Genomic DNA, 20,722 nt, shown 5'->3' with positions numbered 1-20,722 from the left:
TGAAAAATCAGCATTTGCCTTACTTTGCTCTACCAATCCAAAAAAACAGCCACTTTCCAGTAGCTGTTTTAGCGTGTTTTAATAAACTGTCTTCTCTGTTTCGAAATCGAAGAAATGCGCCTTGTTCAGGTCAAAGCCAAGGTCAATACCCGCACCTGTCTGCAGGTAATCACGAGCATCTACACGCGCGATAAACTCGCTGTCGCCAACTTGGCAGTAAAGGTGAGACTCAGAACCTAAGAGCTCAGAAACAGAAATTGTCGCATGTACGACAGAGTCTGGGAAAGTCTCTAAGAAGGCAGGTTCGGTATTGATGTCTTCTGGACGAATACCGAAGATTAATTTCTTGCCGTCATAGCCCTTCTCACGCAGAACTTTCAGAGTTCCTTCTGGCACTTTCAAGCACAAACCATCAGCAGTAATTTCATCGCCATTGAGTGTAACCGTGATGAAGTTCATAGCTGGGCTACCGATGAAACCGGCCACAAACTTGTTGACTGGATTGTTGTAAACTTCCTGTGGGCTACCGATTTGCTCCACTCGACCAATCGTTCCAGTTCCAGCAGGGTTCTTGGTTGCAGACATGATAACAATGCGATCCGCAAGCGTCATAGCTTCTGTTTGGTCGTGGGTAACGTAGATGGTGGTTGCTCCGATACGGCGGTGAATCTTGGCAATCTCAGCTCGCATAGATACCCGCAATTTAGCATCCAAGTTTGACAAAGGCTCGTCCATTAGGAAAACCTTTGCATCACGCACGATGGCACGACCCATGGCAACACGCTGACGTTGACCACCAGAAAGGTCTGCTGGTTTACGCTCCAAGAATTCCTTCAAACCAAGGATTTCAGCCGCTTCTTGCACACGTCTATCAATATCTTCTTTGCTGTACTTGCGCAGTTTCAGTCCGAAAGCCATATTGTCATACACCGTCATGTGCGGATAGAGGGCGTAGTTCTGGAAGACCATAGCAATATCGCGGTCTTTCGGTGCGACATCGTTGACAACCTTGCCATCAATCGAAGCTGTTCCTTCTGTGATGTCCTCAAGACCTGCAATCATGCGCAACGTTGTGGATTTCCCGCATCCTGACGGACCGACAAAGACTATAAATTCCTTGTCCTTGATGTCCAAATTAAAGTCTTCAACAGAATAGTGCTCACTGTTTGGATACTTCTTATAAATGTTTTTCAGATTTAATTCAACCATAAGTTCCCCTTTATTTTATATAAAAATAATTGCCTCTGAAACATCCAAGCGTTTCAAAGCGCTTTCATAATGACATTATATCCTTTTTTAAAGATTATTTCAAGTATTTATTCAAACGTTTGCACAATTTTTTAAAATAATTTTTAAAGCCAGCTTAAAGGAAGAAAAAAATGCCTGCCTACTCCTCATCCAACCCACTTTCGACATAAAAATATATGCACCTTCAGCTAACAAAGCGAAAATAACTTTGTAGCATTTAAATCTAGTTTAAAAAAGTATCTTTACAACTCTTTTTAAGAATTTCTGAAATTTACATTCTTTTAAAATATGATAAAATATGATTAGAAAGTAAATTATATTTATTTCATGATAAATACTGGATAACCTACTTTAAAAACAGTCCCGGAGGAATTTATGTCAGGGAAGAACAAAAGGATGGCGACGGTCTCTCCTTGTTTGCAAAAAATCATCAACTGGTCATCTATTATCGGTGCTGCTGGCACCCTTGTTTTCTGCATTTGGGCATATTTTGCTGGTATTCTGGAATCCAAAGAAACCCTGTCTGCCTTTATCCAGCAGGCTGGAGTCTGGGGGCCGCCCCTCTTTATTTTCTTGCAGATTCTGCAGACAGTTGTGCCTGTTATTCCCGGAGCGCTGACCTCAGTTGCCGGTGTCTTTATCTACGGTCATATCGTAGGAACCATTTATAATTATGTTGGCATTGTCATCGGCTGCGCAATTATCTTCTATCTAGCCCGCACCTATGGCCCCGCCTTTGTCCAATCTGTCGTCAGCAAGCGCACCTACGACAAATACATTGGCTGGCTAGATAAGGGCAATCGCTTTGACCGCTTCTTTATTTTCATGATGATTTGGCCCATCAGTCCCGCAGATTTCCTCTGTATGCTGGCGGCTCTGACCAAGATGAGTTTCAAGCGCTATATAACTATTATTCTCATCTGCAAGCCCTTCACCCTTGTCATTTATACCTACGGGCTGACCTATATCATTGACTTTTTTTGGCAGTTGCTATCAAAATAAACCCAGCCAAAGAATTTCTAGAATAATTTAGGAAAACTTTTCAAAGAGCACTAAAAAACGAGCAAATTCTGTTTGGGGATGAAAACCCATTCGAATTTGTTCGTTATTTGCTTTATAAGAGACCTTTTTTCTTTTCTAAAACCAGATCTTTAAGAGAAATCAATAGAACAGCAATTAATATCATGGCCATACCTGCAAAATCAATCAGATAAAAACGCTCATGCATAATCGCAAAAGCAAAGAAAACCGCTGATATCGGCTCAACAGCTGCCAGCAGACTGGATTTTACCGGACCAACCAAACTAGCCCCTTTAAGAAATAAAGTATAAGCAAGAATCGTACCAATCAAGATAATCCCCGCTAAAGATAGATAGACTTCCATTGATAATTTCCAATGAAAATGCAGCAAACCGCTAAAGGGTGTCAGCGCACTTCCTGCCATCATCATCCCAATTCCGATGACTGGAATGCTGCCCCAAGACTTGATTAGCTGAATTGGAATTAGAATATACAAAGCATAGGTAAAAGCTGCAAAAAGCCCCCAGAAAAGGCCTGCCGGCGTAACTGTCAGCTGATTTAACTGGCCATGTGTCGCTATCAAGAATGTTCCGCCGATTGCTAAAATGATGGATAAAAGTTCTGTCAGAGTTGGAGCCACTCGGTCTTTGATACAAGTATAAGCCAAAATCCCTACTGGACAGACATACTGCAAAACTGTAGCCGTTCCAGCATTGCTTTCGTAAATAGACTTTAAATAAGAAAACTGATTCAGCAGAAGGCCGAACAAGGCAAAAAGCAGAATGGAGCCCAGCGTCTGTCTGTCCCTCAGCATGGCCTTTAGCTTCTTCCTGTCTGTCAAAAGCAAATACCCCAATAAAAGCCCTCCAACTAGCAAGAGACGAATATTAGTCAGGACTAAGACTGGAAATCCCTGTTCCATTAAATATTGACCGCTGGTTCCCGACAGCCCCCAAGCAATTCCGGCAATCAAGGTCAAAATCGTTCCTTTTGTTGTATTTGACATCCCAAACATCTCCTCTTCATCCTAAAATTATAACACAAAAATTCGGCCCAAACGACCGAATTGACTATATTTTGAGGAGCTATTTCTCTAGTCGAAATCCATGCGATTAATAGACAATTGCAGTCCTTGATCAACCAGCTTTGCCAGTAAGCGATACAAAAAATGAATACCTGGAGTTTTCATATTGTAATATCCCAGCATATACGCTTTTGAAGTCACTTTTATTCTGTCCGACCAGTTCAACTCTTTCTGCGGATTGTTGACATAGAAAAGCCCACTGACATGCGGCATAGCCATATTTTTTAATATTTTTGACATCATTAACTTTAAGCCTAGCTTCCCTACACTATCAAACACTAAACAGCCACCCGAATACCTTTCGGAAAGTTCAATAGCCAGCTGCTTGACTTCATTTTTGGTAAAATAGTGAAAAACGCCAGCAGCCAGCAAAATAATTCCTTTAGAAGCATCAATCCTATCCATCCAGGAATAATCTTTTAAGTCACAAGAAATCGTCGTTTCGCGCTCATGCTCTTTCATTAGCTCCTTGCGAACAGATATAACATCTGGAAGATCAATATTTACGATGTGGCACAAGCCATTATCACATGCTTTGCCCGTATCATCCAGACCACAACCAAGGTTTACTACCGTCGCTTCTGGATGCTTTTCCAAGTAATGCTGAATCTCCCACATCATGTCTAATTGCCGCATAGCAGCTTCTAGAGCACCAAATTCATAAAAGAAGGAATTTCTTTTTTTCTCCAGTTGAGAAAAATCATAGTCTAATCTCTGGCATAATGTCTGCGCAAATTCATCTCTATAAAGGGCAGGAAATTTTTCAGAACACATTTTTCTTCCATACAAAGGAATAATCAACGTTTCTTGAACTGTATTTTTCTCGATAACTATCTTTTCTACTGTCATATAAATACCAATCGCACTTATTTAGACTAATGCTACTCTACATTTAGTTATTGTTCGAAAGTGATGGCAGAGGTTCATGCTATCCTCAGAAGCTTCATGACAAGACATTGGCTTCAAAGTTTCCACATTTCCCTTCTCTCTCCCTTATATAAGTAGGATTCGTCGGAAATTATTATACCACTTCTAAGCAGCCTTTTCTACTTTCCATGATACTCCGAGGATCACAAGCCTCAATTTATACTCTTATACTCATTTCTTTGTAGCAAAAAAGCCGCAAGATAAATTCTTGCGACTTCACAATATAATTAATCTTCATTTACGAAAGGCATCAAAGCCATTACGCGAGCGCGTTTGATCGCTGTTGTTACTTTACGTTGGTTTTTAGCTGAAGTTCCAGTTACACGACGAGGAAGGATTTTCCCACGTTCTGAAACGAAACGGCTAAGAAGCTCAGTATCTTTGTAATCAACATATTCAATCTTATTTGCTGCGATGTAATCAACTTTTTTACGGCGTTTGAATCCGCCACGACGTTGTTGAGCCATATTCTTTCTCCTTTATTATTCTAGTTTTTCCCTTAGAAAGGCAGATCATCATCTGAGATGTCCATTGGATTTGAGTTACCAAAAGGACTCTCATCACGAGAAAAGTTTGGTACTTGGTTAGACAACGAACCAGCGTTACCATAGTTTGGTGCAGAATTCCCACCGAAGCTATTGCTGCCATACCCACCTGAAGACTGACCTTCGCGGCTAGCTCGGCTTTCCAGAAGCTGGAAATTGTCCGCTACGACTTCTGTAACATAAACACGCTGACCTTGCTGATTTTCGTAATTACGGGTCTGAATGCGACCTGTAATTCCAATCAGGGCGCCTTTTTTAGCCCAATTTGCAAGATTTTCTGCCTGCTGACGCCAGATGACAACATTGATAAAATCCGCTTCGCGCTCACCACTTTGGTTCTTAAAGTTGCGATTGACAGCCAGAGTAAAGGTTGCGACCGCTTGATTTTGCGGAGTATAGCGAAGCTCGGCATCTCGGGTCATCCGACCCACAAGTACAACGTTATTAATCATGAGTCTACCTTCTTAAGCGTCAAGTTTGACGATCATGTGACGAAGAATGTCAGTGTTGATTTTTGAAAGACGGTCAAACTCTTTAAGAGCTAGGTCTTCGTTTGTTTCAACGTTTACGATGTGGTAAAGTCCTTCACGGAAATCTTGGATTTCGTATGCAAGACGACGTTTTTCCCAGTCTTTTGATTCAACAACAGTTGCACCGTTGTCAGTCAAGATAGAGTCAAAGCGTGCTACCAAAGCGTTTTTAGCTTCTTCTTCAATGTTTGGACGAATAATATAAAGAATTTCGTATTTAGCCATTGATTTTTCCTCCTTTTGGTCTAATGACCCCAAGACTTTGCAAGGGGTAAGTGAGGTTTGCTCACAAATAATAATTATAACAGACTTTCAGAGGAATAGCAAGAGAAATTTTTGAGATTGATAAAACTCTCCCTGTCACCAGAGAGAGTCCGAAAAATACGATTCGATTGTATAGTGATTAGACAATCCGACCTTGGTCAACGACTAGTTTTCCAGCCTTGTAGACCTGATGGGTCAGGTTGGTAGCAAAGAAGTAGAGTGGGTAGTCGATATTCTTTGCATCCAAGATAGTGATGTCGGCCTGCTTGCCAGTGTCAAAGCTACCAATCTTATCTTGGCGGTTGACTGAGTATGCAGCATTGATGGTTACAGCATTTAGAACTTCCACCGGTGTCAGGCGCATCATAAAGCACCCTAGCTGCATCACAAACTGCAGGTTAGCCGTTGGGCAGGAGCCCGGATTACTGTCGGTGGTCAAGGTAATAGCCATGCCAGCCTCCAGCATCTTGCGAGCTGGCGCATAAGTATCTTCCATCAGACTGAAGGTCGTTGCTGGCAGAAGATTCCCGATAACCTTGGCTTCTGCCATCTTGCGAATGCCATCATCAGTCGCCATCATCAGATGCTCTGCACTAGTTGCCCCCAGTTCAGCTGCTACATCCACTCCTCCGATAGACTCGATTTCATCAGCATGGATGCGGAGCTTGAAGCCCATTTCCTTAGCTTTCGAAAGCAGGTAACGTGACTCATCAGCTGTAAAGACACCTTTTTCACAAAAAATATCGCAGAACTCAGCTAGATTTTCTTCTTTTACCCGTGGCAGCATTTCTTCGACAATTAGCTCCAGATATTCTTGAGAGCGACCTTTATATTCTGGTGGAACGGCGTGGGCAGCCATAAAGGTCGAAACTAAATCAATATCATGGTCGCGGTCTAGAGCCCCAACAACATCCAGCTGACGCTTCTCTGTTTCCCAGTCCAGACCATAGCCACTCTTAGCCTCAACGGTTGTCACCCCATGCAAAAGCATATAGTCCAATAGCTTCTTAGATTTATCATAAAGATCGTCAAAAGAAGCTTCTCTAGTCGCCCGGACTGTACTGAGGATACCGCCACCTTGGGCAAGAATATCCAAATAAGAAACACCAGCTAGCTTCTTAGCAAACTCGTGCTCCCGGCTGCCGCCGTAGACCAAGTGAGTATGGCAGTCGATCAAGCCAGGCGTAGCAATCTTGCCCTCATAAGACTGAATCTTAGTCTCTGGTCCAACCAAGCTGGCATCCGGCTCACCGCTGCCGACGGCTAGGATTTTGCCGTCTTTGACTGCAATATAGCCGTCTTCTAAGACCTGAGCTTCTTTCATCTCTGCACCAAAAAGGGGATGTCCGAGATCCTTGGGACAGAAGACTTGATTAAAGTGAGTTAATAGTAAATCAGCAGTCATGCTTGTTCCTCCGTTTCATTTTCCAACATACTTGCTTTTCATCATAATACACTATCGTCAAATTATAGTCAAAAGTTTCTAAAAGGCGGTAGACTATATTTTTTTACTGATTTTATCATTTTCTTGACTCTTTATGGACGAGCCTCTTGTATAATAAGCTCGAAACATGTTTTATACCGAAATTTAAAGGAGGATTTTTTCATGTCATACTTTAGTGAAAATGAAATTGCAGCAGCTATGACCGTCAAATTAGACGATGTTCTACCTGAAAAAACGGTTTTCCAAGAAGGTATCCGTCGAGCACCAGACCGGGGCTTCCGTTTGACCCAAGCTCAAACCGAAATTGCTCTTAAAAATGCCCTTCGCTATATTCCTAAAAAATTCCACGAGGAAGTGATTCCAGAATTTTTGGAAGAATTGAAGACTCGCGGACGGATTTACGGCTACCGCTGGCGTCCAAAAGAACGCATCTACGGTAAACCGATTGACGAGTACAAAGGGAACTGTACCGCAGCCAAAGCTATGCAAGTCATGATTGACAATAACCTGAGCTTTGAAATCGCTCTTTATCCTTATGAATTAGTCACTTATGGAGAAACTGGTTCTGTCTGCGCCAACTGGATGCAGTACAATCTAATCATGAAATACTTAGAAGTCATGACCGACCACCAAACCTTGGTTGTGGAATCCGGCCACCCAGTCGGACTCTTCAAATCCAAACCAGAAGCTCCACGCGTCATCATCACCAATGGCCTTCTGGTCGGTGAATACGACAATATGAAGGACTGGGAAATTGCTGAGGAAATGGGTGTGACCAACTACGGCCAAATGACTGCCGGCGGCTGGATGTACATCGGCCCTCAAGGTATTGTCCATGGTACTTTCAACACTCTCCTCAATGCCGGACGCTTGAAACTGGGCGTGCCTGATGATGGGGATCTGACCAGCAAGCTCTTCATTTCCTCTGGTCTGGGTGGTATGAGTGGAGCTCAAGGTAAAGCCGCAGAAATTGCTAAAGCTGTAGCAATCGTGGCTGAAGTAGACTATTCTCGGATTGAAACCCGCCACTCACAAGGCTGGATTAGCCAATTAGCCGAAAGTCCAAAAGAAGCAATCGACTTAGCTCAGAAAGCTCTGGAAGCTGGCGAATCAACTTCCATTGCCTATCATGGTAACATCGTAGACCTCTTAGAATATGTCAATGAACATAAGATTCATGTTGATTTGCTGTCTGACCAAACTTCTTGCCACAACGTCTATGACGGTGGCTACTGTCCAGCTGGCATCAGCTTTGAAGAACGGACTCGCCTCTTGGCTGAGGACAAGGAAACCTTTGCTAAGCTAGTTGATAAGACGTTGGCTCGCCACTTCAAGGCTATCAAGACCTTGACGAATAACGGAACTTACTTCTTTGACTATGGTAATGCCTTTATGAAGGCAGTCTATGACTCTGGTATCAAAGAAATTTCTAAGAATGGTTTTGATGACAAAGACGGCTTTATCTGGCCATCTTATGTAGAAGATATCATGGGCCCAATGCTCTTTGACTATGGTTATGGTCCTTTCCGTTGGGTATGTCTGAGCGGTAAGCACGAAGACCTAGTCGCTACTGACCATGCAGCTATGGAAGTCATTGACCCTAATCGCCGCTACCAAGACCGCGACAACTACAACTGGATTCGCGATGCAGAAAAGAACCAGCTGGTTGTTGGAACTCAGGCTCGGATTCTCTACCAAGACTGTATGGGCCGTGTCAATATCGCCCTCAAGTTCAATGAATTAGTCCGTGAAGGCAAGATTGGGCCTGTCATGATCGGCCGTGACCACCACGACGTATCTGGTACGGACTCTCCATTCCGTGAAACTTCAAATATTAAGGACGGTTCTAATGTTACTTGCGACATGGCGGTTCAATGTTACGCTGGTAACGCAGCCCGCGGTATGAGCTTGGTGGCTCTTCACAACGGTGGTGGAACTGGTATCGGTAAGTCTATCAACGGCGGCTTTGGCTTGGTTCTGGACGGCAGCGAACGCATCGATGAAATCATCAAGTCTGCTATCGCTTGGGATACCATCGGTGGAGTTGCACGTCGTAACTGGGCTCGTAATGAACATGCTATCGAAACAGCTATCGAGTACAACCGTCTCAACCAAGGAACAGACCACATCACGATTCCATACTTGACTGACGAAGATTTGGTCAAAGAATCTGTTAAGAAATTGTTTAAATAGACGGATATCCTTTCCTCCTACTTTCGACCTGAGCTGGATATCAAATCTGGCTCAGGAGGAGGTTCTGCTTCATTAAGTTCATATTATAAATTAAAATTATTGATATCACGAGGTAATATCTTATGGCAAAAATTGTTGAATGTATTCCTAACTTTTCTGAAGGCCGCAACCAAGCGGTCATTGACGGTTTAGTGGAAACAGCTAAGAGCGTGCCAGGCGTAACACTTTTGGACCACTCTTCTGATGCCAGCCACAACCGCAGCGTCTTTACCTTGGTCGGTGACGATCAAAACATTCAGGAAGTTGCCTTCCGTCTGGTCAAATATGCTTCTGAAAACATTGACTTAACCAAGCACCAGGGCGAACACCCTCGTATGGGCGCAACTGATGTCCTGCCTTTTGTACCGATTAAGGACATCACAAGTGAGGAATGCGTAGAAATTGCGAAGACAGTGTCTGAGCGCATCAACCGCGAGCTCGGTATTCCTATCTTCCTCTATGAAGATGCAGCGACTCGTCCAGAACGTAAGAACTTGGCTAAGGTTCGTAAAGGGCAGTTTGAAGGCATGCCAGAAAAACTCTTGGAAGCTGACTGGGCTCCTGACTACGGCGAAAGAAAGATTCACCCAACTGCTGGTGTCACTGCTGTTGGTGCTAGAATGCCACTCGTTGCCTACAACATCAATTTGGATACAGACGATTTGGAAATTGCCAATAATATTGCCAAAATCATCCGTGGATCAAGCGGTGGCTACAAGTACTGTAAAGCTATCGGTGTTATGCTGGAAGACCGCAACATTGCTCAAGTCTCCATCAACATGGTCAATCTGGAAAAATTCCCACTCTATCGTGTCTTTGAAACTGTTCGCTTTGAAGCTAAGCGTTACGGAGTTGGCATCCTCGGCTCAGAAGTCATCGGTTTGGCACCAGCTAAGGCTTTGATTGACGCAGCAGAATACTATCTGCAAATCGAAGACTTTGACTACGGCAAGCAAGTTCTGGAAAACCATTTGCTGGGCTAGGAGGACAGAAACCTATGAAATTAGTAGATTTAAGCTTGACAGAATTTGCCCAAGTACTCGGCTCAGATGCTCCTGCACCAGGAGGCGGCTCTGCCGCTGCTCTTTCAGCAGCGAACGGTATTTCCCTGACTAAGATGGTTTGCGAATTAACCCTTGGCAAGAAAAAATACGCAGAATTTGAAGCAGAAATTGCTCAAGTGCACGCAGAAAGTGCCCGCCTGCAAGAAAGCTTGCTCGCAGCTATTGATAAGGACACCGAAGCCTTCAATCTGGTCTCCGCCGTCTTTGATATGCCTAAGGAAACAGAGGAAGATAAGGCTGCCCGTCGAGAAGCTATGCAACAAGCCCTCAAGGAAGCGACTAAGTCACCTTATGGTATGATGGAAGATATCCTGGCTGCCCTGCAAACAACTCAAAAGGCTGTCGGCAAGTCCAATACCAATGCTGCCAGCGACCTGGGAGTAGCAGCTCTCAACCTTAAGGCTGGCCTGCAAGGGGCTTGGCTCAATGTCCTCATCAACCTATCAGGTGTCAAGGATGAAGCATTCGTCGCAGACTACCGCAGCAAGGGTGAAGAGCTCCTACAAAAAGGCTGCACTCTAGCAGATGAAATTTATCAAGAAATTTTGAAAGTTGTCTAATAGATAAACGGAAGAGAAGTCCATTTTTTTCCATGAATGGACTTCCTTTTCTCAAGAGGTAACAATATGGTTTTATCAGATATTGAAATTGCGAATTCGGTTCAAATGAAGCCCATCAAAGAGGTAGCAGAAAAGCTAGGAATTGCTGAAGATGCCCTGTCTCTTTATGGAAATTACAAGGCAAAAATCAGCGCCGGCCAACTGGAAGCCTTAAAAGACAAGCCAGACGGCAAACTGATTCTCGTGACAGCTATTTCTCCGACACCAGCTGGAGAAGGTAAGACCACGACTTCTGTCGGACTGGTCGATGCTCTGGCTGCTATCGGTAAAAAAGCCGTTATCGCTCTGCGGGAGCCTTCACTCGGACCTGTCTTTGGTATCAAGGGCGGAGCTGCTGGCGGTGGTCACGCTCAAGTTGTACCCATGGAGGACATCAACCTCCACTTCACTGGTGACTTTCATGCCATCGGTGTTGCCAACAATCTGCTGGCAGCCCTCATCGATAACCACATCCACCATGGCAATGCCTTAGGCATTGATTCACGCCGCATCACTTGGAAGCGGGCAGTGGATATGAATGACCGGCAGCTGCGCCACATTGTAAATGGCTTACAAGGCAAGGTCAACGGTGTTCCACGTGAAGATGGTTTCGACATTACAGTTGCTTCTGAGGTTATGGCTATTCTCTGTCTGTCAGAAAATATCACTGACCTCAAGAACCGTTTGGAAAAGATTATCATTGGCTACAGCTTTGACGGTAAGCCAGTAACTGCCAAGGATCTAAAAGCTGGTGGCGCTATGGCTGCTGTGCTCAAAGACGCCATCCATCCAAACTTGGTTCAAACTCTGGAACACACACCAGCCTTGATTCACGGCGGACCATTCGCCAACATTGCTCATGGCTGTAATAGTGTCCTAGCTACCAAGCTGGCTCTCAAATATGCCGACTATACAGTTACAGAAGCTGGTTTCGGTGCTGACCTCGGTGCTGAAAAATTCATTGACATCAAGTGTCGTATATCTGGTCTTCGTCCATCGGCTGTCGTTCTGGTTGCTACTATCCGCGCTCTCAAGATGCACGGTGGTGTGGCTAAGAGTGATTTGGCTGAAGAAAATGTCCAAGCTGTTGTAGACGGACTGCCAAACTTAGAAAAACATCTGGAAAACATTCAAGATGTTTATGGATTGCCAGCTGTCGTTGCTATCAATAAATTCCCGCTGGATACCGAAGCAGAATTGCAAGCAGTTTATGATGCTTGTCAAAAACGCGGAGTTGATGTCGTTATTTCTGACGTTTGGGCAAATGGCGGAGCCGGCGGTAAAGAATTAGCTGAAAAAGTTGTTGAATTGGCCGAAGGAGACAATCACTTCCAATTTGTATATAATGAAGAGGACTCCATTGAGACCAAGCTCAACAAAATTGTTACTAAGGTCTATGGAGGCAAAGGCGTTCGCCTGACTCCTGCCGCTAAACGTGAGCTCAAACAACTGGAAGAACTGGGCTTCTCCAACTATCCTATCTGTATGGCCAAGACTCAGTACTCTTTCTCAGACGATGCTAAGAAACTGGGCGCACCTAAAGACTTTGTTGTGACTATCAGCCAGCTCAAAGTTTCTGCTGGTGCAGGCTTCATCGTTGCTCTGACTGGTGCGATCATGACCATGCCAGGACTGCCTAAAGTGCCAGCCAGCGAAAAGATTGATGTTGACAAAGACGGCAATATCAGCGGTTTGTTCTAATAAATACCAAAAATGACAAATGTAACCCTTCTAAGAGCAAAGGATTTTCAAGTTTCCGATTGGTCGGGGGGAAAGACAAAACAGCTTTATCTTTCCCCGCCAACTGGCCACTATGGTAAGCGGGACTTTGACTATCGGCTCTCAACAGCAACTGTGGAGTTGACTGAAAGTCAGTTTTCTGACCTCAGCGGCTTTCACCGCATTCTCATGAGCCTGGACCACACACTTTATCTCCACAATGCCAGCCGGCAGGAGAAAACGGTTCTAGCTCCCTTTACTCCCTATATCTTTGAAGGGAGTGATTCTATCACAAGTCGGGGGACTTGTACCGACTTTAACTTAATCTACAGCGACCATTATCAGGGACAGATGATCGCCATCTCCGATGGGCAAGAGCTTAGCCGAGATGAAGAGATTCAATTTATCTATGCCTTGGGTGATTTAACAGTGACAGGAACCGACCTGCCAGCACTTAATCTAGAGGCAGAGCAGCTTCTGATAGTGGAACAAGAGACTCAGGCAACTGAGCTGCAAATAATGTTTTCAAGCAACCAACCAAAAGGTGTTCCTCTTGCTATTTGGGCTGGTTTAAAACACATCCCCGCTAAGTAAAGATACAGCGATGATGTAAGCTTGGCTTGTCACCGCCCTATCTTTACTTGGAAGGGCTATCCCATATCTCTAAAGGAGAAACATTATTATGAATGCACATAAACTCAATGCACAGGAACAGGAAAAAGCGAAATTCAGTTTTTCCGGTGCAACTCTCTACGGTATCAACGCCGTTATCGGTTCAGGGATTTTCCTCCTACCGCAAAAGATTTATAAAGGACTTGGTCCTGCCTCTCTAGCTGTCATGCTTGGAACAGCCCTCCTCGTTATTCTGCTAGCAGTCTGTTTAGCAGAAACTGCAGGTTATTTTAATAAAAACGGCGGAGCCTTTCAATATTCCAAAGCTGCCTTTGGAGATTTTATTGGATTTAACGTTGGTTTTCTGGGCTGGGTCGTAACCATCATCGCTTGGGCTGCTATGGCTGCTGGCTTTGCCCGACTCTTCGTCATTACCTTCCCGGCTTTTACTCCTTACGAATTGGTCCTTAGTATCACTTTGATTGTCTTGCTTAGCTTGATGAATATTGCTGGTTTGAAGACCTCTAAATTTTTCACACTGGCTGCAACTGTAGCTAAGTTGATTCCAATCATTGCCTTTGCAGCATGTGCCATCTTCTTTATCAAAGGTGGAATAGACAAAGGAAACTTCACTCCTTTCCTACAGCTTGAACCTGGAACCAATGTCATGACTGCTATTGCCAACACAGCCGTCTATATCTTCTATGGCTTCATTGGCTTTGAAACCATGTCTATCGTTGCCGGTGAGATGCGCAACCCAGAAAAGAATGTACCTCGGGCTATCTTGGGCTCTATCAGCATTGTTTCTGTCCTCTACATGCTCATCATCGCTGGAACCATTGCTATGCTGGGTAACCAGATCCTGCAAACAAATGCTTCTGTACAAGATGCTTTCGTAGCAATGATTGGCCCTGCTGGAGCTTGGATTGTCTCTATTGGTGCCCTTATCTCAATCGCCGGTCTTAATATCGGGGAATCCATCATGGTACCGCGTTATGGTGCAGCCATCGCAGATGAAGGCTTGCTCCCTAAGAAAATTTCAGAAACCAACTCTAAAAACGCTCCTGTTGTTGCAATTATCATTTCTGGAGCATGTGCCATCGCCCTACTCTTCTCTGGTAAATTTGAAGAATTAGCAACCCTCAGCGTGGTCTTCCGTTTCTTCCAATACATTCCAACTGCTTTGGCGGTCTTGAAACTCAGAAAAATGTATCCAGAAAAGAAGGTTGTCTTCCGTGTACCATTCGGCCCTGTCATCCCTGTCTTAGCTGTTGTTGTCAGCCTCATTATGATTGTGGCTGACAATCCAATGAACGTGGTTTACGGTGTCATTGGAGCTGCCGTTGCTAGCTTAGTCTACTACTTCATGCACGGTCGAAAACAGGTTCCTACTAACCCTGACTAACTCTAAGCATTATATCCCATAATGGAGGATTCTACATGTCAAAATTGATTCATTTAGACGGAAATAGTCTAACACTTGAAGATGTTATCGCAGTAGCCCGACATGGAGCCACCTGCGAAATCAACCAAGATGCTAAAAAAGCTGTAGAAGCTTCCCGCAAAATCGTGGATGACATCGTTCGCGAAAAACGGGTAGTCTACGGTGTCACGACTGGATTTGGCTCTCTCTGCAATGTCAGCATCTCACCAGAAGATACGATCCAGCTGCAGGAAAACCTAATTCGTTCGCACTCTTCAGGCTTTGGTGATCCCCTACCTGAAGATGCCGTCCGTGCGATTATGTTAATTCGGATTAATTCTCTGGTCAAGGGCTATTCTGGTATCCGTCTCTCTACTGTCGAAAAACTTCTGGAATTGCTCAATAAAGGCGTCACACCTTACATTCCAGAAAAAGGCTCTCTGGGAGCTTCCGGTGACTTAGCACCACTAGCTCACATGGTTCTGCCTATGCTAGGACTAGGTCGCGCTTACTACCAAGGTGAATTACTCTCTGGACAAGAAGCTTTGGACAAGGCCGGTATCGAGAAAATTGCTCTAGCAGCCAAGGAAGGGCTGGCGCTGATTAACGGTACGACTGTCCTGACAGGTATCGGAGCTCTGGCTACCTACGATGCCATCCAGCTGCTTAAGCTGTCAGATGTCGCTAGCGCTCTTTCCATGGAAGTTCACAATGGGATTACCAGTCCTTTCGAAGAAGACCTGCATACCATTCGACCTCAGAGCGGTCAGCTAGCTACAGCCCGCAATATCCGCAACCTTCTGGAAGGCAGTGGAAATACGACCGTGGCTACCCAACAACGGGTCCAAGACCCTTACACCCTGCGTTGTATTCCACAGATTCATGGTGCCAGCAAGGACTCTATCGCTTATGTCAAGACCAAGGTTGAGATTGAAATCAACTCCGTTACAGACAATCCTATCATCACCAAGGAAGGCCATGTTATCTCAGGCGGTAATTTCCACGGAGAACCAATGGCTCAGCCATTCGACTTCCTCGGCATTGCCATTTCTGAAATCGGTAATGTATCTGAGCGTCGCGTGGAACGCCTGGTCAACAGCCAACTGAGCAAGCTCCCATCCTTCTTGGTGAAACACCCAGGCCTCAACTCTGGCTTTATGATTACCCAGTATGCTTGTGCTTCACTCGCTTCTGAGAACAAGGTTCTGTCTCATCCAGCCAGCGTAGACTCTATCCCATCTTGTGAAAATCAAGAAGACTTTGTCAGCATGGGAACTACTGCAGCACGCAAGGCAGCTGAGATTCTCAAGAATTCTCGCCGCATCGTGGCAACAGAAATCATGGCAGCCTGCCAAGCTCTGGATCTGAAACCTGAAAATCATGAACTGGGCAAGGGAACTAAGCCGGCCTATGACCTTTTCCGTCAGCATGTCCGCTTTATCGAGTTTGACAAGGATATCGAAATCTACGAAGAACTCAACAAAGCTTCTGAGCTGATTGAAAACGAAGAATTCCTAGCAGCAGTTGAAGAAGCTGTGGACTTGAGCATTCAGTTCTAAAGCTGATGCCTCTGAAAAAAGCTAACCTAAGAAGCCCGCTCCCGTTCAGCTGGGCTTCCTTTTTCTGCCAAAAGTCATTGACAGGCTTGGTGGAAACTCTTATAATAAAATCGCAAGTATCGTTATGGAAAAGGATAAAATCATGTTAGAAGATTACTATCAGCTAGATAACAGCTACTATCATCGGGGACTAGAGGATAATTTATATGCTGCCAAATGGGGGATGGTTATTGAATTTTTGGACTTGAACGACCCGAAGTTGACACCTTTTGACGGCATCAACTTTGCCCTGATTGGCTTCAAGAGTGACAAAGGAGTCTATATCAACCACGGCCGAGTGGGAGCAGTCGAAGGCCCTCAGGCTGTCCGAACCCAGCTGGCCAAACTCCCTTGGCACCTAGGCAGAAATGTCCGAGTCTTTGATGTTGGCGATATTGATGGTCCTAACCGCTCTCTGGAGCAATTACAGCAGAGTCTGGCTCGGGCAGTTAAACGACTGCGGGAGCTCAATCTTCGGCCTATCGTTCTAGGCGGTGGCCACGAAACAGCCTATGGTCACTATCTAGGCCTCAAGTCTTCGCTAGCTCCTGACCAAGACTTGGCCGTCATCAATATGGATGCCCATTTTGACTTGCGCCCCTATGACCAGACTGGTCCTAATTCCGGTACTGGTTTTCGCCAGATGTTTGATGAAACCCTGGCTCAGAAGCAAGTCTTTAACTACCTCATCTTAGGGATTCAGGAGCACAATAACAATCTCTTTCTCTTTGACTTTGTAGCCAGATCCAAAGCCATCCAGTTTCTGACTGGGCTGGATATCTACAAGATGGGGTACAAGGAGGTCTGCAAGATTGTTGATGCCTATCTGGCCGACAAGGAGCACGTCTATCTGACCATTGATATTGACTGCTTTGCTGCCGGTGCTGCTCCCGGTGTCAGTGCTATCCAGTCGCTGGGGGTCGACCCCAATCTCGCAGTTTTAGTCTTCCAGCACATCGCTGCTTCAGGCAAGCTAATTGGCTTTGACATCGTGGAGGTCTCTCCACCTCACGATATTGACAATCACACGGCTAACCTAGCCGCTAGCTTCGTCTTTTACCTGACCCAGGTTTGGGCTCAGGTACATGACTGATCGTCTTTCGATGGGACTTTTAACAATTTTGCTATTATATTTTAGAAACATAAAAGAGGATGAAAATAGTTTCATCCTCTTTTACTATCTATTTGCTTCCTGAGACAATCTCAGGCGTAAGTTTTCTAATTCCTTGAGTTGGTGCCGATCACGATAAGGATTGAGCTGGCTTTTAGCCGTTTCATAATAGGTTTCAAAGTCCTGAACTAGCAAATCTTCAAAGCCTGCTTCCTGCAAACTCCCAGTCAGCAGGCGATACTTAATCACAGCCATCAGATAGTAGATCAGCCCCTTGTCCCGCGGATTGCCATAGCGACTGATGAGGCTATCCTTTTTCCGCAGAAGATCAAGCACCGGCTGGTAATCTCCCTTCTCACAGCCAATCAGAGCCAGATAGACTTCCAGCTGAGCCTCTTTCCATGGAAAGCTGAGGGTTTCCAGCGCTTTTTTAGCCTTAAGAAAAATCTTCTCCGCCTGCTCATGATCCCCCAACCAGTAATAGGTCATACCCAAGCTAATGTAAAAGGCAAAAATCGAAGGCTCTGATGTTTTATTTTCTGTTAGCTCAATCGCCTCCTTTTGATGGACCAATGCTGTCGTGAAATTCCCACGGATCTGCTCAATTTCCGCTAGATAATCCAAGGCTGCTGCAATCTGAATCGAATACTTGGAGCGAAGCGAGGCCGTCAGACTGAAACAGTCGATAGACCGGTAAAGGTGATGAAGTGACTGCTCCTCGTCTCCAATTATGAGATGGTAAAGCCCCTTAAGCCGGAGGTTGATAGCGATGGCCTCGTGATTATTGGCCTGCACCGAAGCATCTAGAGCCAAATCTGTATAATAGCGCATCTCTGGGATATTTTCTGTCTGGATACAGTAGTAGATCATCTGCCGATAACCTTCTAGAAGAAAGTCCATCTGCTGCAGCTCTTTGGCCGAGGCAAGCACCTGCTGAATATTGTCCATCCCCTGCTGATAATTTCCTGTCCGGATGGCATAGCGTCCTTCCAGATAGAGAAAGCGGAGAACTAGCAGTTGGAAATCCTTGTGATTCTGATGTTTTCTTTCCAACTCTTGTATTTGCCGACGGATGCGGTCAAACTGGTCCAGAACCGCCGATTGATTGGCATCGTCCGTCTTTTCGATAAAGCCAAACTCCCGTGAATAAATCGGAAAGAGCTCGTGATGAAACTGCAGAGTAGCCTCAAGATAATGCAGCTCGTACTCTAGAGACTTAATCGGCTGCTTGGACATCTTGTAGTGATAGGCGATTTCATTGAGCAGCTGGGCATGATAGAGAGAGTCTCCCAGCTGGTCTTCCATACCTTGGGCAATCTGGTGATGCAGCATTCGCTTCTTGGCAAGTGACAAGCGTTCATAGGCATAGATCTGCAGAAGCTCCTGACTGAACCGCAGCATCAACTTCTCTTCTTGCTCCTCCTCTATCAACAGCTGCTTCTGTCTCAGCTCCTCAGTGATTTCAACCACCTCTTCCATAGGTAAAGCCAGCAGCTTACCCAAGAGCGAAAGCGAAGCAGAAATGCTGAAGCAAGCAAGATAGTCTACCAGTTCCTCCTCCCCGCTGCTCAAGTAGTCCAGCTTCAAAGACAGCTTAGCCTTGATAGCAGGAGTCAGCGGATGAAACTTTTCTCCTCGCAAGAACTGCTTAGCATACTCCGTCAGAAAGAAGGGAATGCCCTGACTAACCCGATAAATATCCTCAAGCTGCTGCTCAGACATAGCCACCTGACCTGTCTGGGCCCGTAAATAAGCCACACTATCCTGAAACTTCAGCGGCTGCAGTTGAATAAAATCTAACTTATTACGAACCAGCAAGTGATTGAAAAAATGTTCTAGATAAGGTGGCGTACTCAGATGCTTGGTCAAAACAAAGGCCACAGGATAGTCACTCAGATGATTCATGACCTGCTCCAGGACCGCAGCACTAGCCGCATCCATCCAATGGCAGTCCTCTATCAAAATGACCAAGGCCTTTTTCTTGGAAATCTTCTGCAAGATATCCACTACAAACTGAGCCAGCTTATCCGCATCTAGCTGAACACCAGAGGCACCCCCTATCAAAATCGGGAAATAACTTTCTAAAATGACCTGCCACTGGCTAAGAGAGAGGATCTGGTGCTGAATGACTAAGTCACCCAGACCATCTAGCAAGTCACGCCAAGGCTGCAGAGCTATCTTTATCTCATCCTTGAAGCACTCAGCCATGACAATCTGGAAATCCTTGGTCTGATTGGCCAGCACTTGGCGAGTCACCGTCCGCTTACCAATACCAGTCCCTCCGACTAGGACCAAAGCACGCGCCTCTTGGTCCTCTAAAATCTTAGAAAAGTAAGACTCCAAGCGCTTGATTTCATCTACCCGACCGAAAAAGTGGTCCGTATTGCGCAGAAACTGCTTGGTCTTGCGCTCGCTACGATCCTTGGCAAGCACTTCGTGGTAAAGTTGCTGGATAGCCTCATTAGGACTGATGCCCAGCTCCTTGTCCAAAAGGTTCACCAATTTATAATAGGTCTCAATTACCTTGCCGGGCCGTTCATTCTCCTGATAGAACTTCATCAGCAGGTGATAGTTCTTTTCATCAAACTCATCAATACTAATCAAACGGTGTAAATTTTGCTCTGTTTCTTCCAAATCCAGCTGGTTGTTTCCCTTTTCGAGCTGTTGGTAGCAGGCTTGGATATACAGTTGCTCATATCGGGTTCGCATCTTGGAAACCCAATAATCAAAGGCCTCACTATCCTTGAGATAAAAGCCCTGCAGAAAAGCCCCCTGATAGAGCGACAGATGCTCCGCAGGATTGTCTGAAAAGAGCTCCACATCACTTTCAATTCTACACTTAGGATTGAGCGACAGAACCGTCCGGTTGGGAGCGATAATCCAGTCCCCGCCCAGCAGTTTATTGGCTTGATAGATGGTATTGCGCAGATTTTTTTTGGCAGTCTGATTGTTCTTATTTTCCCAGAGAATTCCTGCAATCTCCTCCCGATTGACTGTTCCATTGATATGAAGATAGTAAAGCAGGGCGTTGATTTTTGCAAAAGGGAAAAAGACTTCCTCTTGATTAAGAAAGACACTCGGATTTCCTAGTAATTTCAACCTTAAAAGAGCTTTGTCCATGAAAACGCCTCCAAAAAAGCTTATAAAACTAATATAAACAAAAAAAGACAGTTTAGCAAGTAAATTATTATACCAAACCCTAATTTGCAGTTTTTAAATTACTTATCGTTAGGTGGCTGCCCTTAATAAGATGAAAATATAATTTTAGAAAGTAACTTATAAAGAAAGGGGGCCTCCTTTTC

Annotated in this window: 17 protein-coding genes; 9 read left to right on the top strand and 8 right to left on the bottom strand. The window is 45.0% G+C overall.

From position 1 onward, the window contains the following. Positions 1-78: 78 nt before the first annotated feature. The gene (locus SSIN_RS03975) at positions 79-1,209 is read right to left on the bottom strand and encodes an ABC transporter ATP-binding protein (protein ID WP_037616069.1); all 1,131 of its coding nucleotides are present in this window, start codon (positions 1,207-1,209) and stop codon (positions 79-81) included. Between the two features lie 414 nt (positions 1,210-1,623). On the opposite strand from SSIN_RS03975, the gene SSIN_RS03970 reads away from it, so the two are divergent. Continuing rightward, entirely contained in the window at positions 1,624-2,250 is a 627-nt protein-coding gene (locus SSIN_RS03970; protein ID WP_037616068.1) for a TVP38/TMEM64 family protein, read from the top strand. Positions 2,251-2,362: 112 nt separating this feature from the next. Here the strand turns inward: SSIN_RS03970 and SSIN_RS03965 are convergent, their stop codons facing one another. The 6 genes from SSIN_RS03965 to hutI form a co-directional block, all read right to left on the bottom strand. Further along, on the bottom strand, positions 2,363-3,274 hold the full coding sequence (locus tag SSIN_RS03965; protein ID WP_037616066.1) for a DMT family transporter: 912 nt from the start codon (positions 3,272-3,274) through the stop codon (positions 2,363-2,365). 87 nt (positions 3,275-3,361) lie between these two features. Continuing rightward, positions 3,362-4,201 carry a class I SAM-dependent methyltransferase gene (locus tag SSIN_RS03960; RefSeq protein WP_037616062.1) on the bottom strand — a complete coding sequence of 280 codons (840 nt, stop codon included), beginning with the start codon at positions 4,199-4,201 and terminating at the stop codon, positions 3,362-3,364. A gap of 305 nt (positions 4,202-4,506) precedes the next feature. Further along, on the bottom strand, positions 4,507-4,746 hold the full coding sequence (gene rpsR, locus SSIN_RS03955) for a 30S ribosomal protein S18 (RefSeq protein ID WP_000068664.1): 240 nt from the start codon (positions 4,744-4,746) through the stop codon (positions 4,507-4,509). Positions 4,747-4,778: 32 nt separating this feature from the next. Then, positions 4,779-5,276 (bottom strand): single-stranded DNA-binding protein, encoded by a 498-nt coding sequence (locus SSIN_RS03950; protein ID WP_037616061.1) that lies wholly within the window; start codon positions 5,274-5,276, stop codon positions 4,779-4,781. A gap of 12 nt (positions 5,277-5,288) precedes the next feature. Beyond that, complete coding sequence (rpsF, locus tag SSIN_RS03945; RefSeq protein WP_037616059.1) at positions 5,289-5,579, bottom strand: 30S ribosomal protein S6; 291 nt, start codon at positions 5,577-5,579, stop codon at positions 5,289-5,291. Positions 5,580-5,757: 178 nt separating this feature from the next. Further along, positions 5,758-7,023: an imidazolonepropionase gene (hutI, locus tag SSIN_RS03940; RefSeq protein ID WP_037616057.1), complete on the bottom strand. Its 1,266-nt coding sequence runs from the start codon at positions 7,021-7,023 to the stop codon at positions 5,758-5,760. 201 nt (positions 7,024-7,224) lie between these two features. On the opposite strand from hutI, the gene SSIN_RS03935 reads away from it, so the two are divergent. The 8 genes from SSIN_RS03935 to hutG all read left to right on the top strand — a co-directional run bounded on the left by SSIN_RS03935 (position 7,225) and on the right by hutG (position 17,402). Further along, a complete protein-coding gene (locus tag SSIN_RS03935; RefSeq protein ID WP_037616054.1) occupies positions 7,225-9,255 on the top strand; it encodes a urocanate hydratase in 2,031 nt (676 codons plus the stop codon). Between the two features lie 122 nt (positions 9,256-9,377). Next, positions 9,378-10,277 (top strand): glutamate formimidoyltransferase, encoded by a 900-nt coding sequence (gene ftcD, locus SSIN_RS03930; RefSeq protein WP_037616053.1) that lies wholly within the window; start codon positions 9,378-9,380, stop codon positions 10,275-10,277. A gap of 14 nt (positions 10,278-10,291) precedes the next feature. Then, complete coding sequence (locus SSIN_RS03925) at positions 10,292-10,918, top strand: cyclodeaminase/cyclohydrolase family protein (protein ID WP_037616051.1); 627 nt, start codon at positions 10,292-10,294, stop codon at positions 10,916-10,918. 66 nt (positions 10,919-10,984) lie between these two features. Then, a complete protein-coding gene (locus tag SSIN_RS03920; protein ID WP_037616048.1) occupies positions 10,985-12,658 on the top strand; it encodes a formate--tetrahydrofolate ligase in 1,674 nt (557 codons plus the stop codon). Positions 12,659-12,670: 12 nt separating this feature from the next. Next, complete coding sequence (locus SSIN_RS03915) at positions 12,671-13,270, top strand: HutD/Ves family protein (RefSeq protein ID WP_037616046.1); 600 nt, start codon at positions 12,671-12,673, stop codon at positions 13,268-13,270. Positions 13,271-13,358: 88 nt separating this feature from the next. Then, entirely contained in the window at positions 13,359-14,693 is a 1,335-nt protein-coding gene (locus SSIN_RS03910; protein ID WP_037616044.1) for an APC family permease, read from the top strand. Between the two features lie 35 nt (positions 14,694-14,728). Further along, positions 14,729-16,270, top strand: a complete 1,542-nt coding sequence (gene hutH, locus SSIN_RS03905) for a histidine ammonia-lyase (RefSeq protein ID WP_037616042.1) — start codon at positions 14,729-14,731, stop codon at positions 16,268-16,270. Between the two features lie 142 nt (positions 16,271-16,412). Continuing rightward, positions 16,413-17,402: a formimidoylglutamase gene (gene hutG, locus SSIN_RS03900; RefSeq protein WP_156956284.1), complete on the top strand. Its 990-nt coding sequence runs from the start codon at positions 16,413-16,415 to the stop codon at positions 17,400-17,402. Positions 17,403-17,486: 84 nt separating this feature from the next. Here hutG and SSIN_RS03895 read toward each other — a convergent pair whose 3' ends face one another. Next, positions 17,487-20,540, bottom strand: a complete 3,054-nt coding sequence (locus tag SSIN_RS03895; protein ID WP_037616037.1) for an ATP-binding protein — start codon at positions 20,538-20,540, stop codon at positions 17,487-17,489. Between the last annotated feature and the right edge of the window lie 182 nt (positions 20,541-20,722).

The organism is Streptococcus sinensis, assembly GCF_000767835.1.
Classification (GTDB): Bacteria; Bacillota; Bacilli; order Lactobacillales; family Streptococcaceae; genus Streptococcus; species Streptococcus sinensis.
The sequence above is the reverse complement of the archived record's forward strand: the minus strand, read 5'-3'. Positions and strand labels throughout refer to the sequence as shown.